This is a genomic window from Pseudomonas sp. JUb42, assembly GCF_024807945.1.
Classification (GTDB): domain Bacteria; phylum Pseudomonadota; class Gammaproteobacteria; order Pseudomonadales; family Pseudomonadaceae; genus Aquipseudomonas.
The window spans coordinates 525,983-547,907 of sequence record NZ_JANUFD010000002.1; the positions used below are offsets into that span (position 1 = coordinate 525,983).

The 21,925-nt window shown below is 59.7% G+C and carries 20 protein-coding genes; 6 read left to right on the plus strand and 14 right to left on the minus strand.

What is annotated here, in order from left to right; all coding sequences use genetic code 11:
* Nucleotides 1-163 precede the first annotated feature (163 nt).
* On the plus strand, nucleotides 164-865 hold the full coding sequence (locus M2401_RS06290) for a DUF3053 domain-containing protein (protein WP_259100761.1): 702 nt from the start codon (nucleotides 164-166) through the stop codon (nucleotides 863-865).
* A 168-nt stretch (nucleotides 866-1,033) separates the two neighbouring features.
* The gene (locus tag M2401_RS06295) at nucleotides 1,034-1,276 is read left to right on the plus strand and encodes a hypothetical protein (protein ID WP_259100763.1); all 243 of its coding nucleotides are present in this window, start codon (nucleotides 1,034-1,036) and stop codon (nucleotides 1,274-1,276) included.
* Nucleotides 1,277-1,475: 199 nt separating this feature from the next.
* Here M2401_RS06295 and M2401_RS06300 read toward each other — a convergent pair whose 3' ends face one another.
* The gene (locus tag M2401_RS06300) at nucleotides 1,476-2,402 is read right to left on the minus strand and encodes a Gfo/Idh/MocA family protein (protein ID WP_259100765.1); all 927 of its coding nucleotides are present in this window, start codon (nucleotides 2,400-2,402) and stop codon (nucleotides 1,476-1,478) included.
* Nucleotides 2,403-2,667: 265 nt separating this feature from the next.
* Here M2401_RS06300 and M2401_RS06305 point away from each other — a divergent pair, with 265 nt between their 5' ends.
* Together M2401_RS06305 and M2401_RS06310 are read left to right on the plus strand one after the other, a co-directional pair.
* A complete protein-coding gene (locus tag M2401_RS06305) occupies nucleotides 2,668-4,059 on the plus strand; it encodes an ATPase domain-containing protein (protein ID WP_259100842.1) in 1,392 nt (463 codons plus the stop codon).
* A gap of 82 nt (nucleotides 4,060-4,141) precedes the next feature.
* Nucleotides 4,142-4,504: a response regulator gene (locus tag M2401_RS06310; protein WP_259100767.1), complete on the plus strand. Its 363-nt coding sequence runs from the start codon at nucleotides 4,142-4,144 to the stop codon at nucleotides 4,502-4,504.
* A 193-nt stretch (nucleotides 4,505-4,697) separates the two neighbouring features.
* Here the strand turns inward: M2401_RS06310 and M2401_RS06315 are convergent, their stop codons facing one another.
* The 9 genes from M2401_RS06315 to urtA all read right to left on the minus strand — a co-directional run bounded on the left by M2401_RS06315 (nucleotide 4,698) and on the right by urtA (nucleotide 13,474).
* Nucleotides 4,698-5,798 carry an XAC2610-related protein gene (locus M2401_RS06315; protein WP_409033880.1) on the minus strand — a complete coding sequence of 367 codons (1,101 nt, stop codon included), beginning with the start codon at nucleotides 5,796-5,798 and terminating at the stop codon, nucleotides 4,698-4,700.
* 210 nt (nucleotides 5,799-6,008) lie between these two features.
* Entirely contained in the window at nucleotides 6,009-6,479 is a 471-nt protein-coding gene (gene gvpU, locus M2401_RS06320) for a gas vesicle accessory protein GvpU (protein WP_259100769.1), read from the minus strand.
* 104 nt (nucleotides 6,480-6,583) lie between these two features.
* Nucleotides 6,584-6,931, minus strand: a complete 348-nt coding sequence (locus tag M2401_RS06325) for a zinc ribbon domain-containing protein (protein ID WP_259100770.1) — start codon at nucleotides 6,929-6,931, stop codon at nucleotides 6,584-6,586.
* Between the two features lie 182 nt (nucleotides 6,932-7,113).
* A complete protein-coding gene (gene fmdA / locus M2401_RS06330) occupies nucleotides 7,114-8,343 on the minus strand; it encodes a formamidase (RefSeq protein WP_259100772.1) in 1,230 nt (409 codons plus the stop codon).
* Between the two features lie 149 nt (nucleotides 8,344-8,492).
* Complete coding sequence (gene urtE / locus M2401_RS06335) at nucleotides 8,493-9,182, minus strand: urea ABC transporter ATP-binding subunit UrtE (protein WP_259100773.1); 690 nt, start codon at nucleotides 9,180-9,182, stop codon at nucleotides 8,493-8,495.
* Nucleotides 9,183-9,200: 18 nt separating this feature from the next.
* Nucleotides 9,201-9,959, minus strand: coding sequence for an urea ABC transporter ATP-binding protein UrtD (gene urtD / locus M2401_RS06340; protein WP_259100775.1), 759 nt, complete (start codon nucleotides 9,957-9,959; stop codon nucleotides 9,201-9,203).
* Nucleotides 9,956-11,122, minus strand: coding sequence for an urea ABC transporter permease subunit UrtC (gene urtC, locus M2401_RS06345; protein ID WP_259100776.1), 1,167 nt, complete (start codon nucleotides 11,120-11,122; stop codon nucleotides 9,956-9,958). The genes urtD and urtC overlap by 4 nt, the downstream gene beginning before the upstream one ends.
* Nucleotides 11,123-11,132: 10 nt before the next feature.
* Nucleotides 11,133-12,050: an urea ABC transporter permease subunit UrtB gene (gene urtB / locus M2401_RS06350; RefSeq protein WP_259100777.1), complete on the minus strand. Its 918-nt coding sequence runs from the start codon at nucleotides 12,048-12,050 to the stop codon at nucleotides 11,133-11,135.
* Nucleotides 12,051-12,229: 179 nt separating this feature from the next.
* On the minus strand, nucleotides 12,230-13,474 hold the full coding sequence (gene urtA / locus M2401_RS06355; RefSeq protein WP_259100778.1) for an urea ABC transporter substrate-binding protein: 1,245 nt from the start codon (nucleotides 13,472-13,474) through the stop codon (nucleotides 12,230-12,232).
* A gap of 389 nt (nucleotides 13,475-13,863) precedes the next feature.
* Between urtA and M2401_RS06360 the strand changes: the two genes are divergently transcribed.
* Together M2401_RS06360 and M2401_RS06365 are read left to right on the plus strand one after the other, a co-directional pair.
* Nucleotides 13,864-17,253, plus strand: a complete 3,390-nt coding sequence (locus M2401_RS06360) for an ATP-binding protein (RefSeq protein ID WP_259100779.1) — start codon at nucleotides 13,864-13,866, stop codon at nucleotides 17,251-17,253.
* A complete protein-coding gene (locus M2401_RS06365) occupies nucleotides 17,228-17,905 on the plus strand; it encodes a response regulator (RefSeq protein WP_259100780.1) in 678 nt (225 codons plus the stop codon). The genes M2401_RS06360 and M2401_RS06365 overlap by 26 nt, the downstream gene beginning before the upstream one ends.
* A 170-nt stretch (nucleotides 17,906-18,075) precedes the next feature.
* Here M2401_RS06365 and M2401_RS06370 read toward each other — a convergent pair whose 3' ends face one another.
* From M2401_RS06370 to M2401_RS06385, 4 genes are all read right to left on the minus strand, one after another.
* Nucleotides 18,076-19,017: a LysR family transcriptional regulator gene (locus M2401_RS06370; RefSeq protein WP_259100781.1), complete on the minus strand. Its 942-nt coding sequence runs from the start codon at nucleotides 19,015-19,017 to the stop codon at nucleotides 18,076-18,078.
* A gap of 69 nt (nucleotides 19,018-19,086) precedes the next feature.
* Nucleotides 19,087-19,962, minus strand: coding sequence for an aldose 1-epimerase (locus tag M2401_RS06375; protein ID WP_259100782.1), 876 nt, complete (start codon nucleotides 19,960-19,962; stop codon nucleotides 19,087-19,089).
* A 148-nt stretch (nucleotides 19,963-20,110) separates the two neighbouring features.
* Complete coding sequence (locus tag M2401_RS06380) at nucleotides 20,111-21,391, minus strand: TRAP transporter large permease (protein WP_259100783.1); 1,281 nt, start codon at nucleotides 21,389-21,391, stop codon at nucleotides 20,111-20,113.
* The gene (locus tag M2401_RS06385) at nucleotides 21,392-21,919 is read right to left on the minus strand and encodes a TRAP transporter small permease (protein ID WP_259100785.1); all 528 of its coding nucleotides are present in this window, start codon (nucleotides 21,917-21,919) and stop codon (nucleotides 21,392-21,394) included.
* Nucleotides 21,920-21,925 lie beyond the last annotated feature (6 nt).

Genomic DNA, 21,925 nt, shown 5'->3' on the forward strand with positions numbered 1-21,925 from the left:
ATTAAATCGATGCTTTGGTAAAACAATCCGTTACAAAGCAGTCGGCAGTGAACTGAAAAGCCATCACAGGGTCTGCTTATCTCAGCTCACGCTTTAAGCCTGCGCACCCTGGGCAGGGGCGATCTGTGCCTGTCGTTATCGTCGTACTCTGGAGATTACTTACATGAAGTTCATGCTTCGCCCCCACCTGCTGCTGGTCCTGGCTCTTCCACTGGTACTGGCCGCCTGCGGTAACAAGGAACCGGAACAGCGCGCTGCCTTCTCGCAGTTCCTGCAGACCCGCATCATCGACAAGCCAGGCGTACGGGTGCCCAAACTGACGCCGGAAGAAGCCAAGTCGTTCGGTGATTACGCCACTCAATACGCGATCATTACTGACTTCAATACCGGTATGGATAACTCGGTGAAACCCCTCAACGGCCTTATTCAAAAAGGTGCCGTGCGCTCGCTCAATGACGTGATCGCCCATCGCGACGACTTCAAGCAGATCCAGACCGGCCTTAATGATATGGGCACGCAGCTCACCACAGAGCAGGCCAAGGCCGACGCCGCCCATGCCCAGCTCAAGCAGCCGGATGACCTGAAAGTGGTGTACGACAAGGCCTATGAGAAGACCGTGAGCCTGCCGGCCAACACCTTCAAGGAGATCCTGCCGCAGATCAACAGCACTTTCGATAGCAGCTTGAAAATTGCTGACTATGTGACTGCGCACAAAGACAAGATCGAGATCAATGGCGCAATCGTCAAAGTCAGCGATCCGAAAGTGCAGACAGAATTGAACACGCTGCTGCAGGACCTCACCGTCCAGGCCAAGAATGTGCAGCAGGCACAAACGCGCCTGCAGACGGTCATGCTCGGTCGCTGATCGACGCTCATGAAAACGCCGGAACCCGTTTCCGGCGTTTTTTTTTGTGCCGATTATCAATCGCGATATTGCAACCCGGCAATAAAGCGACCGACAGGCGATAATCCGGAAATTCCCTGGCAAGAAAAGCCAGGCAGGATCCTCGGCAATCCCCGCCGAGATCCCCGCATGACCAGTAGAAACCACGCCCTGGTGCTGCACCGCAGAGTCCGCACGCCCAGCCAGGACTCGCTGCATTGCCGCGAAATCGAACTACGCCTGGCCGACGATGGCCGCCACCTCTTGCTTAGCCGCTACGTCGAACTGTATGGCGACGAACAGGCAGCCTGGTGCCTGGTTCGGCACCATCGTATTCCCTTGAAACAGATGATTCGCTGGATGATTGGGCAGGGGGAGCTGGTTAACGGTTAGGCCAGGTCGGGGTTGAGGCTGTGGGAGCGAATTCATTCGCGAAAGCGGCATGCAATGCATTTTCAGCGACTGAAATACCGCATTCGCGAATGAATTCGCTCCCACAATTCGCCCCACCTTCGCTCTAGTAAGCAACAGCCTCAGCCGCGAGGACATCCTCCCGGCTAAAGCCAGTCCTACAAAAGGTGCGTTGCCACAATCAATCGTAAAACGCCTCAACCAACGTCCGGCTGCCGACAAAAAAACTGTCCGCCACCAGCCGCAGTGGTTGCAGGTCCAGGTCGCTGGCCTTGTCGCCAATCAACTGTTGGAAATGCCGGTACACCGCCGCGTATTCGCCCTCCTCCGACACCGCCTGAGCCACGCCGTCGATACTCAGCAGCGCACCGCCATTGTCCAGCCGCAGGACACCTTCGGCGCAACGAATCTCAATGCTCCAAAGCTCGTCATGACCGTGGTCGAAATCGAACTCCGCACGCACATCGAGTTGCTGCGCGTCCGACATCTTGATGCTGGCGGCGATGGGCGACTGGCAGTTATCCGGCACACGCAGCGCGGCGGACTCAACGAATAGCGGTAGCGCCAGCAAGTGGGTGACGATGGACAAGGCATTGATGCCCGGATCGAAGACGCCCAGGCCACCGGGCTGCCAGATCCAGGTCTGGCCAGGGTGCCATTTGCGCACATCTTCCTTCCAGTCGATCTGCACCCTTTGCAGGGTGCGCGTGGCCAGCCAGTTCCGAGCAACTTCGATGCCCGGCGCATAACGCGAATGCCAGGCAAACAGGCCGCTGACACCCTGCGCCTCAACCTGGCTGACCAAGGCCATCGCCTCGCCCAGGGTGGCGCACGGCGGTTTCTCTACCAATACGTGCTTACCGGCGGCCAGAGCCTGCTGTACCAGGGCGAAACGGCCTTGCGGCGGCGTGCAGAAGGCAATCGCATCAACCTCAGGGCCATTTGCCAGCAGCTCCCCCAGGGACGTGAAGTTCTCCACCCTGGCGCAGGGCTGCCCCTGAGTGGCAACGGCTACCAGCTGGAACGCGGCGTTGGCGCGGATAGCGGGAACGTGTTGGTCCTGGGCGATCTTGCCGTAGCCCACCAGACCGAGACGAATCGGTTGCATCAATGTCTCCTGAGTTTTTTGTATTTATGTCGGGGCATCAAACTAGACGTAAATCACCGGAAAGAGAAATACCTCTGCGCTATTAAAGCCGAATGGGTCCCACGAGTTGAACTTACTGGCAGGCGTACGCTCTGGTCTGGTGCACATCTTCGTTCTGCGACCTTGCTTGGAAAACGCCGATAAACCGGCAACAATACAAGGCCGTACCTTTTTGCGAAGAAGCTCGCACCTTTACACGCGCCGGTCAGCACCGGCAGAGGGCTCAATTTTGGATCAGCTCAAGCGCCTTCATAGTGGCATCGAAGGACTGGATACACTACTCAAAGGCGGACTCGTTGCTGGCGCCTCTTACATCATTCAAGGTCGTCCGGGATCAGGCAAAACCATTCTGGCGAATCAACTCGGCTTCAACCATGTAAAGAATGGTGGCCACGTTCTGTTCGCCACGCTGCTGGCCGAACCCCATGATCGTTTATTCGAGTTCATGTCGACGCTGAGCTTTTTCGACAAAAACGAAATTGGCGCGAAGATCCAGTTTGTCAGTGCCTTCGACACCCTGGAAAACGATGGCCTGGACGAAGTCGTGAAGTTGCTGCGCCGAGAGATCAGCCGGCATAAATCCACGGTGATGATTCTTGACGGGCTGCTGAATGCGCGCTCGAAGGCAGAGTCGCCCCTGGATACCAAGAAATTCATCTCTGAGCTGCAGGGTCACGCCGCTTTTGCCGGTTGTACCGTGCTTCTCTTGACCAGCTCGCAGCTCGACGACGGCAGCCCCGAGCACACCATGGTCGATGGTGTTATCGAATTGGGCGAAGAGTCCATCGGACCGCGCACGGTGCGTCGTATCAAACTGCGCAAGACTCGTGGCAGTGGTGCGATTTCCGGCATCCACGAGTTTGAGATCACCTCCAATGGCATCACCGTCTATCCCCGCATAGAAAGCGTGCACGTCCAGCCATCCCATGAAGATAACGAAGACATCACCCGCTTGAGCAGCGGTATCAAGACCCTGGATGGCTTGATCGGCGGTGGCCTGGCGGACTCGTCCATTACGCTGGTGTACGGGCCGTCGGGCGCGGGCAAAACCTGTTTTGGCCTGCAGTTCCTCAGCGCCTCCACCATTGAAGAACCAGGTCTGCATTTTGGCTTTTATGAGTCGCCCCAAAGGCTGAGACTCAAGGCCAGTTTCATGGGCCATGATTTCAAGGCACTGGAATCCAGCGGGGCGCTGCATCTGTCCTGGCACCCCTCTACCGCAGGGCTTATCGACAAGCTGGCATACGAACTGCTGGCGACGGTCGACCGCTACCGGATCAAGCGGGTGTTCATCGACAGCCTGGGCGGCATGACTCGCGTGGCGGCGGATAAAACCCGCGTATTGGATATGTTTACCGCGTTGATGGGTGAACTGCGCTCGCGTGGCGTTACCGTTATCGCATCCTGGGAGATGGAAAGCATTTTCGGCGGCAATATCGATGCACCGGCACCGGATCTGTCCAGCCTTGTCGATAACCTGCTGCTGGTCCGGTTTGCCCATGAAGGATCTGAACTTAAGCGACAGCTCTCCATTCTGAAGATACGAGACAGCGCATACGACCCTTCCCTTCTGGAGGTTGTCATTGGCGAATCCGGGCTAGATGTGAAAAAGGTCTGAAGATGTCATCGGTACCCAGGTCCACACCACCGTTACCGTGGTCATCGCGGGTTGTGCAAGTGCTCTGTCGAGCGAGCGCTTTATGACGACCGTATTGATAGTTGACGACGAGTATCTGATTGCCGATATCTTGAGCTTTGCGCTCGAAGAAGAGGGCTATCTGACTGTGACCGCCGGTAACCCGCTCAAAGCCCTGGAGATCATTGATCGCGAGCGCCCCGACCTGATCATCACCGACTTCATGATGCCGAGCATGACCGGCGTGGAATTCGCCGAAGCCGTCAGGCTGCGCCCCGGCCACAGCCAGACGCCCATGGTGCTGATGAGCGGCGCCCAGGCGCATATGGGCGTGGAAAGAAGTGATCTGTTTATCGATGTACTGCAAAAGCCATTTGATATCGACGAGGTGATCAATAAAGTGCGAGGCATTGTTAGTCCGGATTGACTCTTGCTCAGAGGACACTTGACAGTGGGAAGGAGTAAATCTGGTGGGAGCGAATTCATTCGCGAATAGGCATCACATCCGACGCATTTTTATCGTCTGTAATCACGCGTTCGCGAATGAATTCGCTCCCACCGAGTTTCGGTGATCCAGTTGGACGTTTTGCGATGTTTGCGAAGAGCCAGCAAGCTGGCGTTTATTGCGCAACAGCCTTCAATGCCGCCGCTACATCATCGAGCGACCCCTGTGCCGGTTCCGGCAGCAATTTCAGCTCGGTCACCTTGCCGCGTATCACCACCTGCATGCTGTTCGGCGCGCCCCGGCTATCGCCAAGAATGCGATAGGTGGTGTCGCCACGGACAAAACTCAGAACATGCCCGGCACTGTCATAGTCGAACTGTTCGACATCGGACTCGGGGTAGACCAGGCTCACCTCGCTCTTGCCATCGACCGCGGCGTAATACACCGAGTCGCTGGTTGCGGGAGTAAACAGGACAATCTTCTTGCCCGACGGCGCCAGTTTGAACGCCAGCAGTATCTTGCGCTGCTCGTCGTCCTCCCAGATGGTGCGATTGATTTCCACCATTTTGCCGTTTTTGTTCTGCGAATGAGATTCCTCGATCAAACCTGAGGGTGAGGTCTGGTCGATCACGGTATGGGTTTCTTCATAGGGCTCACCGTTGCGGATACTGTAGGTGGCCATTTCATGCAGGCAGCAGCCATCCTTGGTCATCACGCTCAATTGCCGAGTCTTGTTATCGACGCCGAACATCCCGCAGTAGTTCTGGGCCAGATCGGTAAAGGAATCACTGTGGGTGAAGCCATCTTTGTTGCCAATGAACACCTGAAAGGATGGGCCGTGATAGCAGCTGTTCTGGCCGTCCATCAGGGCCAGGTCCTTGATGCCGTCGAAGTTGAAATCCTCGTAAATCAACACGCTTTGCTCGCCGTAGGGCAGCTCATGGACGTTGGCCTTGACCTCATCGGTCTTGGGGTTGGTATCGAGCACCATTTCGTCAGACTGCACCTGGATCAGCACCGCGCCGCTTTTCTGGTCGTAGACCTTGATGATTCCGGGGCGAAATACATCGTCGTCACTGGAGACTTCCAGGGTTGCCCGGTACTTGTCGGAAAACTTCTGCAGGCTGTAAGTGGTTTTAGCGGCCGCTTCGAACTTTGCCGAGTCCATTTCCCCATAGGTATCAGGCTCCGGGGCCGCCGAGGCCAGCAGCGGAAATATCACGCCAAACAACACTGCGCTATTGCTCAACAGCCGTTTAATGATCGAACCTGGCACGACAAGAACTCCTGTTTGTTTTGCCCAGTATATTGGTTTCTGATGACCCCTCGTGGGACCGGCTTTAGCCGGGAAGGCGTCGGCATGATCGGTGCATTTTTATAGCCTTCAATATTGTCTTCCCGGCTAACGCCGGCCCCACATAAGTTGTGCGATCCGGCCCAATAAAAAAGCCCCGGCAACGGCCAGGGCTTCGGGTGATTCAACTCATCACTGCCTGACGATACGGCCAATGGTAAAGCCGTCCACCGCCGCAATCCGCCCACGCCACAGGGTGCCGGCTTCGCAGATCGGGTCCTGGTTGGTCGAGTAGGTCTTGCAGTCTTTCAAGTGGATAAAGTGGAACGCCGGGGTATCTTCCGCCGACTCGCCGGGTCTGAAGGACAGGATCATTTCCTTCATCGAGGCATCTGTGCCGTTATGGAACTTGCCGAACGGCGCAGATATATCCTCGGCCAGTTGTTCGAAGTAGGCGTCGTGGGAAATCAGATGACCGGACACCAGGTTGCCACCCACTGACAGGGTGATACCCATTTCAACCTTGGTGTTGGCGACAAATTTCACAAGCCACTGCAACAACCAGTCAATCTGCTTGCCTTGCCATTTGAACTGGGCGATCACGTCATCGTGATTCTGGCCGGGCAACGGTTGTGATTGTTGTACTTGATCTTCATCTGCCATTTTCAAAGCTCCTTGCCATGCAAAGTAATGAGCCCAAGCCAAACATCGGACCGGACGAATACCAACCATAGCCGCTGCTCATGACTATCGCGAGTCGATCTGTCTCAGTGGCTTATCATCCAGGGTCTGCCGGCCGCCTTGCCTTTGAGGGCATGGGGGTTGGTTTTACTGGGCGCCACAGGCTTGCTCGGCCCGCAACAGCTGCACCCGCTGGGGTGGCGTTTGCTGTCCTGATATTCGGCGACGGTCTTGGGCGCGTTGGCGCTGCGTTCGTTGGTTTCGATGGCCCGGCGTTTATTCCCTGAAACAGTGCTCAGGCCCGGCGCCGAGAGGATCACGCGCATGCTCGAAGTACCACATTCGGGGCAGGCACAGGCCAGGCCGCTTTCGGCCATGGGACGCAGGGCGGTGAAATCGCCGCAGCTGGGGCAGTCGTATTCGTACATGGGCATGGAAAGGCTCCTGACTATTCGGTTTCCTGGCACCGTGTTGTCTGCAAAGGTAAACCTGTGGGAGCGGATTTATCCGCGAAGAGGTCAATACATTCGATGTATTTGTATTGCCTGGAATGCAGCCTTCGCGAATGAATTCGCTCCCACCTTTTGCAGCGCTCTGGCTTTAGAACGTGTACAGCCTACAAATCGTAGGCAATCGGCAAATCAACCAACCCGTCAATGAACCTGGTCGGGCCATTGGCGTTGGGGTTGATGTCGAACTGGAAGATCTCGGTAGGCAGCCACAGGGTCGCGCAGGCGTTGGGGATGTCCACCACGCCGCTGATATGCCCCTGCACCGGTGCCGAGCCGAGCAGCGCGTAGCCCTGGGCCGGGGAATAGCCGAATTTGGTCAGGTAGTTGATCGCATTCAGGCAAGCCTGGCGGTAGGCAATGTTGACGTCCAGATAATGCTGCTTGCCCTGCTCGTCCACCGAGATACCTTCGAAGATCAGGTATTTGTTGTAGTTGGGCACGATGGGGCTGGGCTTGAACACCGGGTTCTTGATGCCGTACTTGGCCATGCCGCCCTTGATCAGCTCGACGCGCATATGCACCCAGCCGGCCATTTCGATGGCGCCGCAGAAGGTGATTTCGCCGTCGCCCTGGCTGAAGTGCAGGTCACCCACCGACAGCCCGGCGCCATCGACATAGACCGGGAAGAACACCTTGGAGCCCCGGGACAAATCCTTGATATCGCAGTTGCCGCCATGCTCGCGCGGCGGCACGGTGCGTGCGCCGGTGGCGGCGGCCATGTCCCGGGCCGGCCCCTTGAGCTTGCCCAGGTGCGCGGTCTTGGCATGGGGCGGGTTGGCCAGAGGCGGCACGCGGGTCGGGTCGGTGTCGATCAGTTCCTGTTCGCGCTTGTTCCACTCGGCGAGCATCTTGTGATCGGGCAGGCAACCGATCAGGCCGGGGTGGATCAGGCCTGCGAATTCGACACCGGGAATGTGCCGCGAACTGGTCATCATGCCCTTGAAGTCCCAGATGGCCTTCTGTGCCGACGGGAAATGATCGGTCAGGAAACCGCCGCCGTTCTGTTTCGAGAAGAAACCGTTGAAGCCCCACTGGGAATCGGCACGGGCGCCGATATCCAGCAGGTCCACCACCAGCAGGTCGCCCGGCTCGGCGCCATGCACGCCGACCGGGCCGGACAGGTAGTGCACGGTGGACAGATCGACGTCACGCACATCGCTGGCGTCGTCATCGTTCTTGATGGCGCCGGCGGTCCAGTCGTAGGTTTCCAGGATGAAGTCGTCACCCGGCTTGACCCAGCACGCCATGGGGATATCCGGGTGCCAGCGGTTGTGGATCTGCTCGTTCTCGGTGACCGGCTGGTTGAGGTCGACTTTGATCAGGGTTTCGGTCATGGCGTTGCTCCTTGAGGTTGAGGTTCAAACCGATGGGTTTTGGGTGACCCCTTCGCGGGCAAGCCTCGCTCCCACAGACCCCACACTTTGTGGGGGCGAGGCTTGCCCGCAAAGAGGCCAGCACAGACAACAAAGTTTCAACTTGCTCGTTAAACCGAGAGATACCGACTGATCGTCGCTTCATCGACATTGGCCCGGGTCTCTTCGACGACGAAGCGGCCCTTCTCGATGACCAGGAAGCGGTCAGCGATATCCAGGGTGAAAGACAGCACCTGTTCCGAGACGACGATGGTCAGGTCGCGCAGGTTGCGGATCTCTTTGAGGGTGCGGGCGATGTCCTTGATGATCGACGGCTGGATGCCTTCGGTGGGTTCGTCCAGCAGCAGGACCTTGGGGTTGGTCGCCAGGGCGCGGGCGATCGCCAATTGCTGTTGCTGGCCGCCGGAGAGGTTGCCGCCACGGCGACCGCGCATGTCGTAGAGCACCGGGAACAGTGCGTAGAGGTCTTCAGGCACAATGCCTCTGGCCGACGCAGGCAGGCCGGTCTGGATATTCTCCAGCACGCTCATGGCCGGGAAGATCATTCGCCCCTGTGGCACATAGGCCATGCCGTGCTCGACCCGGGAATGGGTCTCCATGGCCGAGACGTCCACGCCTTCGACCTTCACCTGCCCGGCCCACTGCGGCAGGATGCCCATCAGGCTCTTGAACAGAGTGGTCTTGCCCATGCCGTTGCGGCCCATGACCGCGACTATCTCGCGTTTCTCGACGCTCAGGTCCAGGCCATGGAGGATCTGGCTCTGGCCGTAGCCGCAGGCCAGTTGACTGATAGTGAACATGCCGTGCTCCTTGATGGCTCAGTGGCCCAGATAGACTTCGATGACTTTCGGGTTCTTCTGCACCGACTCCATGCTGCCTTCGGCCAGGACCTTGCCCTGGTGCAGCACGGTGACCTTGTGGGCGATGCTCTTGACGAACTCCATGTCGTGCTCGATGACCAGCACCGAGCGGCCCTGACTGATGCGGTTGAGCAGGTCGGCGGTCTGCGCCCGCTCGCTGACGCTCATGCCCGCCACAGGCTCGTCGAGCATCAGCAGTTCCGGGTCCTGCATGAGCAGCATGCCGATCTCCAGCCACTGCTTCTGGCCGTGGGACAGCAGCCCGGCCTGCTGTTGCAACAGCTCGCCGAGGAAGATATCCGCCGCCACTTCCTCGACCCTGGCCACCACTTGCGCGGTGCGCTGGAAGAACAGCGCGCCGAACACGGTACGGCCCTTGGGGAAGGACATTTCCAGGTTTTCGAACACGGTGAGGTTGTCGTAGATGGACGGGGTCTGGAACTTGCGCCCTACCCCGGCGCGGACGATGTCGTACTCGCGCATGCCGGTCAGTTCGCGACCGTCGAACTGAATGCTGCCGCTGGTGGCGCGGGTCTTGCCGCAGATCAGGTCAAGTACCGTGGTCTTGCCTGCGCCGTTGGGGCCGATCACTACCCGCACTTCGTTGCGGTCGATATACAGGTTGAGGGAATCGACCGCCTTGAAGCCGTCGAACGACACGGTCAGGCCCTCGATGGCCAATACCGGTTTGTTCATCTGGAAGCCGACGGCGCTCATGGTTGAGTCTCCAGGGCAGGCGCCACTGGCTTGGCAGCCTCGGCAGATTTAGTCGGCAGCGGCGCCGGGGGCGTCCTGGATTTGCTGATCTGCGCCAGCCATTTACGCCCGTGGCTTTCCCACAGACCGGCCAGGCCGTTGGGGAAGTACATGACCACGGCGATGAACAGCCCGCCCATCAGGTACAGCCACAGTTCCGGGAAGGATTCGGAGAAGTAGGTCTTGCCGTAGTTGACCAGCAGCGAGCCCCACACCGCACCGAGCAGCGACATACGCCCGCCTACGGCGGCAAAGATCACCATCTCGATGGACGGCACGATGCCGACGAAGGACGGCGACATGAACCCCACCTGCAAGGCGAACATCGCCCCGCCAATGGCCGAGAAACCGGCGGCCACGCAATAGACGAAGATCTTGAAACTGGCCACGTCATAGCCGGAGAAGCGCACCCGCTCTTCCTTGTCGCGCATGGCCATCAGCAGGCGACCGAGCTTGGAAGCGAGGATGAATTTGCCGATGAGGATGCAGCCGAACAGCAGGATCGCATTGATGAAATACAGCACCAGCTTGGCGCTGTCGGTGCGGATGTCCCAGCCGAGCAGGGTCTTGAGGTCGGTGATGCCGTTGACGCCACCGGTCAGGCCTTGCTGGCCGATGATCAGCACGGTGAGGATCAGGGCGATGGCCTGGGTGACGATGGAGAAATACACATCACCCACCCGGCGCTTGAACATCGCCACGCCAATCACCAGGGCCATGATCACCGGCACCGCGACCACGGCAAACACGGTGAAGGTGAAGCTGTGAAAGGGCATCCACAGGCCAGGCAGCTCGGTGATCTGGTTCCAGTCCATGAAGTCCGGGATGCCGGGGGTAGACTGGATCTTGGTGCTTTGCGGGTCCGAGGCTTCGAGCTTGAGAAACATCGCCATGCAGTAGCCGCCCAGACCGAAGAACACGCCCTGGCCAAGGCTGAGAATGCCGCCATAGCCCCAGCACAGCACCAGGCCCACGGCGACGAAGGCGTAGGTCAGGTATTTGCCGACCATGTTCAGGCGGAAGGCGTCGAGCAACAGCGGGAACACCACAAAGATCAGCGCCGCGAGCACCGCAAGGCCAATCACGCCCTGCCGACCGCCGAGGAGTTTGTTTAACGCATTCATCTGCCTGCTCCTATTTACGAACTTTGCTTGCGAACAACCCTTGCGGGCGCATCAGCAGGATCAGGACCACGGTGGACAGGGTCAGCACCTTGGCCATGGAGCCACTCATGAAGAACTCCGAGATCGACTGGGTCTGGGCGATGGCAAAGGCCGAGGCAATGGTGCCGAGCAGGCTTTGCGCGCCACCGAAGACCACCACCAGGAAGGTGTCGACGATGTACAGGGAGCCGGCGGTCGGGCCGGTGGAGCCGATGGTGGTGAAGGCCGCACCGGCGACACCGGCGACGCCGCAGCCGAGGGCGAAGGTCATGCGGTCGACCTTGCGGGTATTGATCCCCACGGCGCGACTCATCACCCGGTTCTGCACCGTGGCGCGCACATGCAGGCCCCAGCGGGTGCGGTAGAGCATCAGGAAGATGGTCGCGGTAAGCAGCACCGTCAGGCCCATGACGAACAGGCCGTTGCGCGGGATCTCGATGGTGTCGCTGACATTCACCGCGCCCATCAGCCACTCCGGCGGCGTGGCACTGACCTCACGGGCACCGAAGATCGAGCGGAAGGCCTGCTGCATGAACAGCGACAGACCCCAGGTTGCCAACAGGGTGTCCAGGGGGCGGTGGTACAGGCGACTGATCATCGCCCACTCCACCACCCAGCCGATGGCACCGGCCACCACGAACGACAGCGCGATGGCGAAGAAAAAGTAGTAGGGCTGCATCGACGGCATGAAGTGCAGGGTCAGGCTGGACAGGATGTAGGTGGTGTAGGCGCCGATGGTGAGGAATTCACCGTGGGCCATATTGATCACACCCATCTGCCCGAAAATGATCGCCAGTCCCAGGGCCATCAACAGCAGCACGCAGAACACGGAAAGCCCGTTGAACCCCTGCATGGCCGCGATGGCGCCAAATTCCGATAGCCATTGCATGATGATGGTCTCCGAGGTTGAGGTGATGAGCGGCACGATTGACCTATGTGGGGCGAATTGTGTGGGAGCGAATTCATTCGCGAAGAGGCCGGTATATCAATGCGTCCTCGCCGTCTGAACTACAGCTTTCGCGAATGAATTCGCTCCCACAATTGCCCCCTATCAGGTCATATCTGCTGTTATTGATAACCTTTAGGGAATGGATTCGGCTCAATCAGATCCGACTCGTAAACCACCTTGAACTGGCCGTTGGGCAGGACTTCGCCGATGCGGGTCTTGCTCCACAGGTGATGGTTTTCGTGGATCTTCACGTAGCCTTCAGGCGCGGTTTTCAGTTCGATGCCTGGGGATGCAGCGACCACTTTGTCGACGTCGAAACTGCCGGCTTTCTCGACGGCGGCTTTCCACAGCCATGGCCCGAGGTAGGCGGCCTGCGTTACGTCACCCATCACCGAATCCTTGCCGTACTTGGCCTTGAAGGCTTCGACGAAGGCTTTGTTGTTGGGATTGTCCAGGCTCTGGAAGTACTTCATGGAGGCGTAGAAGCCGGCCATGTTTTCGCCGCCGATGCCCAGCAGTTCATCCTCGGTTACCGACAGCGTCAGCAGGTTCTGCTTCTCGGCGGTGACGCCGGCGGCTTTCAGCTGTTTGTAGAAGGCGACGTTGGAGCCACCGACTACGGCGGCGAAGACCACGTCAGGCTTTTTCAGCTTGACCTTGTTGATCAGCGAGCCGAATTGCGTGTTGCCCAGCGGGTAGTAGTCCTCCCCGACCACAGTGCCGTGCAGAACGTTTTCGATGTGCTTGCGGGCGATCTTCATCGAGGTGCGCGGCCAGATGTAGTCCGAGCCGATCAGGTAGAAGGACTTGGCACCCTTGGTCTTGGCGATCCAGTCGAGGCTGGCGAGGATCTGCTGGGTGGCTTCCTGGCCGGTATAAATAACGTTTTTCGACTGTTCCAGGCCTTCATAGAAGGTCGGGTAGTAGAGCAGGCCGTTTTCCTTCTCGAACACTGGCAGCACCGCTTTGCGCGAGGCCGAGGTCCAGCAGCCGAACACGGTGGCGACCTTGTCGCCGACCAGCAGCTTCTTGGCTTTCTCCGCGAAGGTCGGCCAGTCCGAAGCGCCATCTTCCTGGATCACCTTGATCTGCCGACCGAGGATACCGCCCGAGGCATTGATCTGGTCGATGGCCAGGCGTTCGGCCTGGATCGAACCGGTCTCGGAAATGGCCATGGTGCCGGTGGCCGAGTGCAGCTGGCCGACCGTCACTTCGGTGGGGGTTACCGCCAGCCCAGTGGTGTTGGCGTCATCGGCCATGGTCACCTGGCTGAACACCCCGGCGGCAATCAGCGAGAGCGCAGCCGCGCCCAACGCCAGCCGCCGAGGGAACAAACGTTTCGCGCCCGTCAGTCGTAAATCCATGTTGCCGCTCCTGTGCTTGTGGTTCGCCACGACCGAGCCGGTCAAGGCCCGGTCGCGGGGTTGGAGCAAGCATGGGGGCGACCCGCAAAAGCGGGTATACGCACCATGACGTAGCGGCGTACGTCATTTGACGTAGGGTGGGGAACTATTGGTTTGGGCATGATTGCGCCTGTGCGCGCTGGCGGTTTTTTGCCCATGCCGCAGAAATTGTGGGAGCGAATTCATTCGCGAAGAGGCCAGTGCAGCCAACGCACTTTTATTGTCTGGAAGACCGCTTTCGCGAATGAATTCGCTCCCACAATTCACCGCATGGGAGTCATGTGCCGACTCCAAGCTCTTGCCAGGCACGAACCTTGCTGCTCGATCCCACTCCCTCAGGAATCACCCAAGTGCGACCTTCCGGCTCTCAACGCATCGTCAAGGTTCGCCGTGACTACAACAGCCTGGTCGCCGACGAGACCATGGAGGATTACGCCCTCCGGTTTACCCCCAAGTCGTTTCGCAAATGGTCGGAATTCCGTATCGCCAATACCGCCGTGGGCGCGGTGTCGTTTCTGGCGCTGGAGGCCATCGGCGGCGCACTGGTGATGAGCTACGGCTTCACCAATACGCTGTGGGCGATCATTGCCATGATGGTGGTGATCTTCCTCACCGGCTTGCCGATCAGCTACTACGCCGCGCGCTATGGCGTGGACATGGACCTGCTGACCCGTGGCGCGGGCTTCGGTTATATCGGCTCGACCATTACCTCGCTGATCTACGCCAGCTTCACCTTCCTGTTCTTCGCCCTGGAAGCGGCGATCATGGCCCTGGCCCTGGAGCTGTATTTCCATATCCCTCTGGCCCTGGCCTATGTCATCTGCTCGATCATCGTCATCCCCCTGGTGGCCTACGGCATCACCCTGATCAGCCGCCTGCAGATGTGGTCGCAACCGCTATGGCTGACCCTGTTGATCGTGCCGTACGTGTTCGTGATCTGGAAAAATCCCAGTGCCTTCGGTGATTTCCCCAGTTTTTCCGGGCGCGAAGGCGAAGGCGGCACTTTTAACCTGCTGTTCTTTGGTGCGGCGTTCAGCGTCGCCCTGTCCCTGGTCACGCAAATCGGCGAACAGGTCGACTACCTGCGCTTCCTCCCGGAAAAGACCCGGCGCAACCGCCGCCGCTGGTGGACCGCCCTGCTCATGGCCGGGCCCGGCTGGGTCATACCCGGTGGCCTGAAGATCATGGCCGGGGCCTTCCTGGCCTTTCTCGCCCTGCAACATGAAGTGCCCATCGAGCGCGCTGCCGAGCCGACCCAGATGTACCTGGTGGCCTTCCGTTATGTGTTCGCCTCGCCGGAGTGGGCGCTGGCAGCCATGGTCCTGTTCGTGATCATTTCCCAGATCAAGATCAACCTGACCAACGCCTACGCCGGGTCCCTGGCCTGGTCGAACTTTTTTGCCCGGGTCACCCACAGCCATCCGGGACGCGTCGTGTGGCTGGTGTTCAACGTCGCCATCGCCTTGATTCTCATGGAGCTGGGGGTGTTCGACGCCATCGAGCAAGTGCTGGGCCTGTACGCCAACGTGGCTATTGCCTGGATCGGCACCCTGGTCGCCGATCTGGTGATCAACAAGCCCCTGGGCCTGTCGCCAAAACATATCGAGTTCAAGCGCGCGCACCTGTATGACATCAACCCGGTGGGCGTCGGCGCCATGGCGGTGGCCTCATTGCTGTCCATCTGTGCCCACTTCGGTGCATTCGGCGCCCTCGCCCAGGCCGCTCCGCCACTGATTTCCCTGTGCACCGCGCTGGTAGTGGCGCCGTTGATCGCTTGGCTGACCAAGGGCCGCTACTACATTGCCCGCACCAGTGCGCCGGAGCTGCTATTTCCTACCGGCCCGCAGAACACGTTGCACTGCGGCCTGTGCAGCAACGCCTTCGAGACCCCGGACATGGCGTGGTGCCCGGCCTATGGCTCGCCGATCTGTTCGCTGTGCTGCTCGCTGGATGCCCGTTGCGCCGACCAGTGCAAGAGCCGCGCGCGGCTGTCCATGCAGTTCGAGGACCTGGTCAGCCGCCTGTTACCGCACCTGCCGCGCAAGTACCTGCATACCCGTCTGGCGCAATATCTGGGCTTGATGAGCATGCTGGTGCTGATGCTTTCCGGGGCCTTGGCGCTGATCTACAGCCAGGTTGCCCATGGTCTGATCGACCAGTCGCCGCAGGTTCATCACACCCTGCAACTGGCCTTTCTCAAGGCGTTTTTCACCCTCTGCGTGTTCGCCGGGATCCTCGCCTGGTGGGTGATCCTGACCCGTGAAAGCCGCCGCGTGGCCCTGGAAGAGTCCGAGCGCCAGACCGTGTTGCTGATGCAGGAAATCGACGCCCACTTCAAGACCGACCAGGCCCTGCAACAGGCCAAGGAAGCCTCGGAGGCGGCCAATGCCGCCAAGAGCCGCTATGTCACCGGGCTGTCCCATGAGCTGCGCACGCCGCTCAATAGCATCCTCGGCTTTACCCAGATCCTGCAACGCGACGCCGCCACCCCGGCGCGGCATCAGGACTCCCTGGCCACCATCATGCGCAGCAGCTCGCACTTGCTGTCCTTGATCGATGGTCTGCTCGACGTCGCCAAGATCGAAGCCGGCAAGCTGCGTCTGGAGCCTTCGGAAATTCTCTTTCAGGAATTCCTCCACGACCTGGAGCAGATGTTCGCCCCCACCGCCCGGGAGAAAGGCCTGGGCTTTCGTCTGGATCTGCTCGGGCGCATGCCGGCGGTGGTGCGCGGCGACGAAAAGCGGGTGCGGCAGATCCTCATCAATCTGTTGGGCAACGCGGTGAATTTCACCGACAGCGGTGAGGTTTGCCTGCGGGTCAGCTATCGCCGGGAAACGGCGATCTTCGACATCATCGACACCGGTATCGGCATCGCCCCGGAGCAGATCGAACGGATCTTTCAGCCCTTCGAGCGCGGTGGCCTGGTGCGTCAGGACAACGGCGTGGGCCTGGGCCTGACCATCACCCGCATGCTCACTTCGCTGATGGGCGGCGCGCTGTCGGTGACCAGCCAGCCCGACGAAGGCACGCGCTTTCAGGTGCGGCTGTTTCTCTCGGAAGTCCGGGTGCCCAAGGCGGTGATCCATGTCGAGCATGACGTGATCGGCTACGTCGGCCCGCAGCGTTTGATACTGGTGGTGGACGACCATATCGAACACCGACGAATCATCAGCGGCATGCTCGCCCCTCTGGGCTTTGATATTGCAGAAGCGGCCAACGGTCAGGAGGCCATCCGCCAGGTCTCGCTGCTGCACCCGGACCTGATTCTCATGGACCTGTCGATGCCGGACATGGACGGTTGGGAAACCAGTCGCCTGATCCGCCGCAATGCCCTGTCCCTGGCGCCGATCATCATTCTCTCGGCCAACGCTAACCCGTTCAGCGAAGGCTTGCCCCAGGTCTGCAACGACTACCTGGCCAAACCCGTGCATGTGCCGCAGCTGCTCGAGCGCATCCAGCAGCACCTGCATCTGAACTGGCGCCATCAACTGCGCCCTGCCCCGCAGATCAAGGCGCCCTGGCACCTGCCGCCGCGCCAGGATCTGGAAGACCTCTACGAACTCTGCGGCCTGGGCTATGTGCGCGGGATCCAGCAGAAACTCGACGCCATCGAACGCGACAGCAGCGCCAGCGCCGGTTTCGTCGCCGACCTGCGCCAACTTGCCAAGGGCTTTCGCCTGGATGAACTCAGCCTGCAACTCAAGGAGGCCCTCAATGGACACCCAGACTCAACCTACTGATAACGGCGTGATCCTGATCGTCGACGATACCCCGGACAACCTGGCGCTGCTCTCCGATGCCCTCGACGAAGCGGGCTACATGGTGTTGGTGGCCCTGGACGGCAACAGTGCGCTGAACCGCATCCAGCGCCGCCGTCCCGACCTGATCCTGCTCGACGCGCTGATGCCGGGGCTGGACGGTTTCGAAACCTGTCGGCGAATCAAGGCCCAACCCGAAACGGCGAATATCCCGGTGCTGTTCATGACCGCCCTGACCGACAGCGAGCATGTGGTCAAAGGCTTCGAAGCCGGGGCCATCGACTACGTGACCAAGCCGATCCAGTGCAATGAAGTGCTGGCCCGGGTCGCCTCGCACCTGCGCACCGCGCGTATCCTCCAGGCCGCGCGTCAGGCCTCGCAGTCCGTGAGCCTGGGCTTCGACGACAAACCCGCCTACGGCAAGCTGTCGAGCCGCTTTCAACTCACCGAACGGGAAATCGAAGTGCTGCGCTGGGTTTCGTGCGGCAAGACCAACAAGGATATAGGCGACATCCTGCAGTTGAGCCCGCGCACGGTGAACAAGCATCTGGAGCATATCTACATCAAGCTGGGCGTCGAGACGCGCACTGCGGCTACGTCAGTGGCATTGGCGGCGATGACGGAACGGGTGTAGAGCTGCTGACACACCCATATCCTGTGGGAGCGAGGCTTGCCCGCGAAGAACGATAACTCGGTACATCTGACACACCACAGAGACTGCTTCGCGGGCAAGCCTCGCTCCCACAGAAAATAGAGCCATTTCAGTTAGTTAGGATGTTTTGATAGGCTGCCATCCACCGAACTCTAAATAAGCCCCTGCTCGGCACACACCTTGATCACCTGCTCGCGAAACCAGCCATTGGCATCGTCGCTGTCGGCATGTTCACTCCAGACCATGTCCAGAGTGAAACCCGGCAGGTCCACCGGCAGCTCGCACACCGCCAGCCACGGCTCGTTGCCAAGCAAAGTCTGAATGCGTCGCGGCAGGGTCAGGATCAGGTCGGTGTCAGGCAGCATCTGCAGGGCCGCTGCATAGCTGTTGGCCCGGGCCACCACTTGGCGTTCCTGACCGTGTTTCTGCAGCCAGGTGTCGACCAGATTGGTGTCGGAGGTCCAGGGCACGGGGTAGACATGGGGTCGGGAAACGAAGGTGGCGACATCGATGGCCGGTTTGTGGGAGGCAGTCTTGCGATCCATCACGCAGACCAGATCGTCCTCCAGCAGCACCTGGCTCGACAGCCCCGTAGGGATATCCTGGAAGTCCGGGCCAAAACACAGGGCCAGGTCCAGATAGTCATCGCGCAGGCCACCTACCGGTAGCTGCTTCTCCAGGGTGCGTACTTCCACGGTCACGTCGAAGCCTGAACCAATGAAATTACGCATCAGGTGCGGCAGAACCAGCAGCTCAAAGTATTCCGGGGCGTAGACGGTGAACATGGTCTGGCGCTGCACCGGGTCGAACATGCTCAGGCCGGACTCACAGGATTCGATATGGTGCAGGATCGACTGCACATGACTGCGCATGGCCGTGGCCTTGCGCGTCGGGCGCATGCCGTTGCGCGTGCAGATGAACAGCTCATCCTGAAAATGCATGCGCAGTTTCTTCAGGCAGTGGTTGGCCACTGATGGGTTCAGATGCAGGGCATCACAAGCCAGGGTCAGGTTGCGTTGCTCGAAGACCGCAGCAAACACCAGGAAGTCCTGCACATCCAGCTTTCTCAAAGCATTCGCATTATTGTTTTGCATGAGAGTCGCCTCATGGACACGGCAGCCGAAAATCGGCTAGTCCGTCCCCACGATAACATCAAAATGCAATCACGCCAGTCTCAGATAAGTCAGGCTCCATTCCAGGCTGGCCTGCTGCCCCTGCGCCAATAAGCGCAGGCCCGGCCGGCCCGACAAATGGTGGGCATTGACCGGATGACTGACCGGCTCGAAACAGAAGAAGTCCTTGCCCTGCGGGCAGAACAGCATGAAGCAGTCGCTGCCACGGGCCTGGCCGTATAGCTGATAACCGGCGTCAGCCTGGGTGATCAGACATTCGCCATCCCATTCGGTGAAAGCGTTATCCACCGTGCTCGGTAGAGGGTTGCTGTGCTTGGAGTTCCACTCGGACGGTATTTCGCTCAGGCGCTCCGACAGCCCGTCACCGTCACACAACCATACGCCCCCGGCCCGCACCTGCAGGCGGGTGTGTTGGGTGCGCGGCAGATAAGGGTGTAAGCCCAGACCATACCAGGCGGCGCCTTCACCCAGATGAGTGACCTGCAAACTGATGCGCAGCGCCCCGCCCTCCAGCTCGAAACGCTGACGCGCCCGATAGGAGAATGGCCGGGTAGACTCCAGCTCAAGGGTGGCGCTCAAACTGTCCTGCTCGACCAGCGTCCAGGCTTGCTGCCAGGCACTACCATGGATCGGCAGCGGATCGCCCGGACTGTTCGCGGGCAATGCCAGCCAACCATCGGGCTGCTGGAAACCGCCACGACCAATACGGTTGGACCAGGGCAGCAACGGATAACAGGCCAGCCGCCGAGGCGAGCGTTCGGTCCGGTCGCCCTCGCTGCTGTGACGCAACAACCAGTGACCGCCTTCCAGGGCCAGCCAGTTGACGATACTGCCGCCGGTTTCAGGAGAGAGGGTCAGGCGGGTGATGCTGTTTTCCAGGGTGATGATCGGGGGTAGACGAGGCATGGATGAGATTTTCCTAAACAGCATGAAGATCGTTGGAGCGAGGCTTGCCCGCGAAGAGGCCGGTACACCCGACCTATATTTCGAGATAGAAACAACGCCTTCGCGGGCAAGCCTCGCTCCTGCAAAGCCAGACTCATCAAGATAACAATTACAAAACCAGATGCGGCAACCACAACGAAATCGCCGGAATATAGGTCACCAGCATCAGCACAATGAACAGCACGCCGTAGAACGGCAGCAGCGCCTTGACCGTGGACTCGATGCTGACCTTGCCCACCGCCGAGCCGACGAACAGCACCGCGCCCACCGGCGGCGTGATCAAACCGATGCCCAGGTTGACCAGCATGATCATGCCGAACTGCACCGGGTCGACGCCGATGCCCAGGATCACCGGCATCAGGATCGGCGTCAGGATCAGGATCAGCGGCGCCATGTCCATCACCGTGCCCAATAGCAGCAACATGACGTTGATGCACATGAGGATCACATAACGGTTATCCGACAGGGTCAGGAACATGGTGGTGATCTTCGCCGGGATCTCCATCAGGGTCATGATGTAGCCGAAACTGGAGGCAAAGCCGATCAGCAGCATGACGATGGAAATGGTCCGCACTGTGCGATGCATCAGCTTGGGCAGCTCGCGCCATTTGTAGTCGCGATAGATGAACATCGTTACGAAGAACGCCCAGAGCACAGCGATCGCTGCCGACTCGGTGGCGGTGAAAATCCCCGAGAGAATGCCGCCGAGGATGATGACCATGGCCATCATGCCCCACAGGGCTTCGCCGCAGATTTTCAGCGCCTGCTTGAGAGGAATCACTTCACCCTTGGGGTAGTTGCGCTTCCTGGCGAAGATCAGGCACAGCACCATCAGGCAGGCGCTCATCAACAGGCCCGGAACGATCCCGGCCATGAACAGCGAGGCAATCGATACGGTGCCCCCCGCTGCCAGGGAGTACAGCACCGAGTTATGGCTGGGCGGTGTCAGCAAGGCCTGCACCGAACCGCTGACCGTCACCGCCGTGGAAAAATCCCGGGGATAACCGTTGCGCTCCATCTCCGGAATCAGCACCGAACCTACGGAGGCGGTATCAGCCACGGATGAACCGGAAATCGCCCCGAAGAAGGTCGAGGCCATGATATTGACCAGGGACAGGCCGCCACGGACAAACCCCACCAACACCCCGGCAAACGCCACCAGACGCCGGGACATGCCGCCCTCGGCCATGATCGCCCCGGCCAGGACGAAGAACGGAATCGCCAACAGGGAGAACTTGTTCACGCCCCCGGCGACCTGAATCATCATCGCCGAGAACGGAATGTCGATCCACCAAGCGCCGATCAGCGCAGACATGCCCAGGGCAAAGGCCACCGGTACGCCGATGAGGATCAGCGCGATAAAACTGCCCAACAGGATGAACGCATCCATTTATGCCGCCCCTTCGCTTTCTTCTACCAGGTCGAAACGCACGACCCGGCGATTGCTTTGGTCGCCCAGAAAGAGCTTTTCCAGGACGAAGATCAAAGTCAGGAAACCACCCACGGGAATCGGCAGGTAAGTGACACCGACGCGCAGCGCAGGCAACGAACCCAGGAACTGATTCCAGGTGGCGGCGCACAGCTTGATGCCCCAAATGGTCATGAACAGGCAGATGATTGCCATGAAGACCTGGGTCAGGATGCTGACCCGCTGGCGGACGAGCGGCTCCATGCGGTCGGTGAGCATGGCCACCGCCATGTGCGCACCGGCTCGGTAGCTGGCGGCGGCGCCGATAAAGGTAAACACCATCATCAGCAGAATCGCCGTGGGCTCCGGCCAGCCGGAGCCAGAGCCCAGTACGTAGCGAGCGAAAATGCCCCAGGGGATGATCAGCGAGATAGTCAGGACCGCCAGACCGGCGACCCAGATACAAGCCATGTAGATCTTGTCGTTGAGGCGTAGCAGCGTGTTTTTCATCAGGCT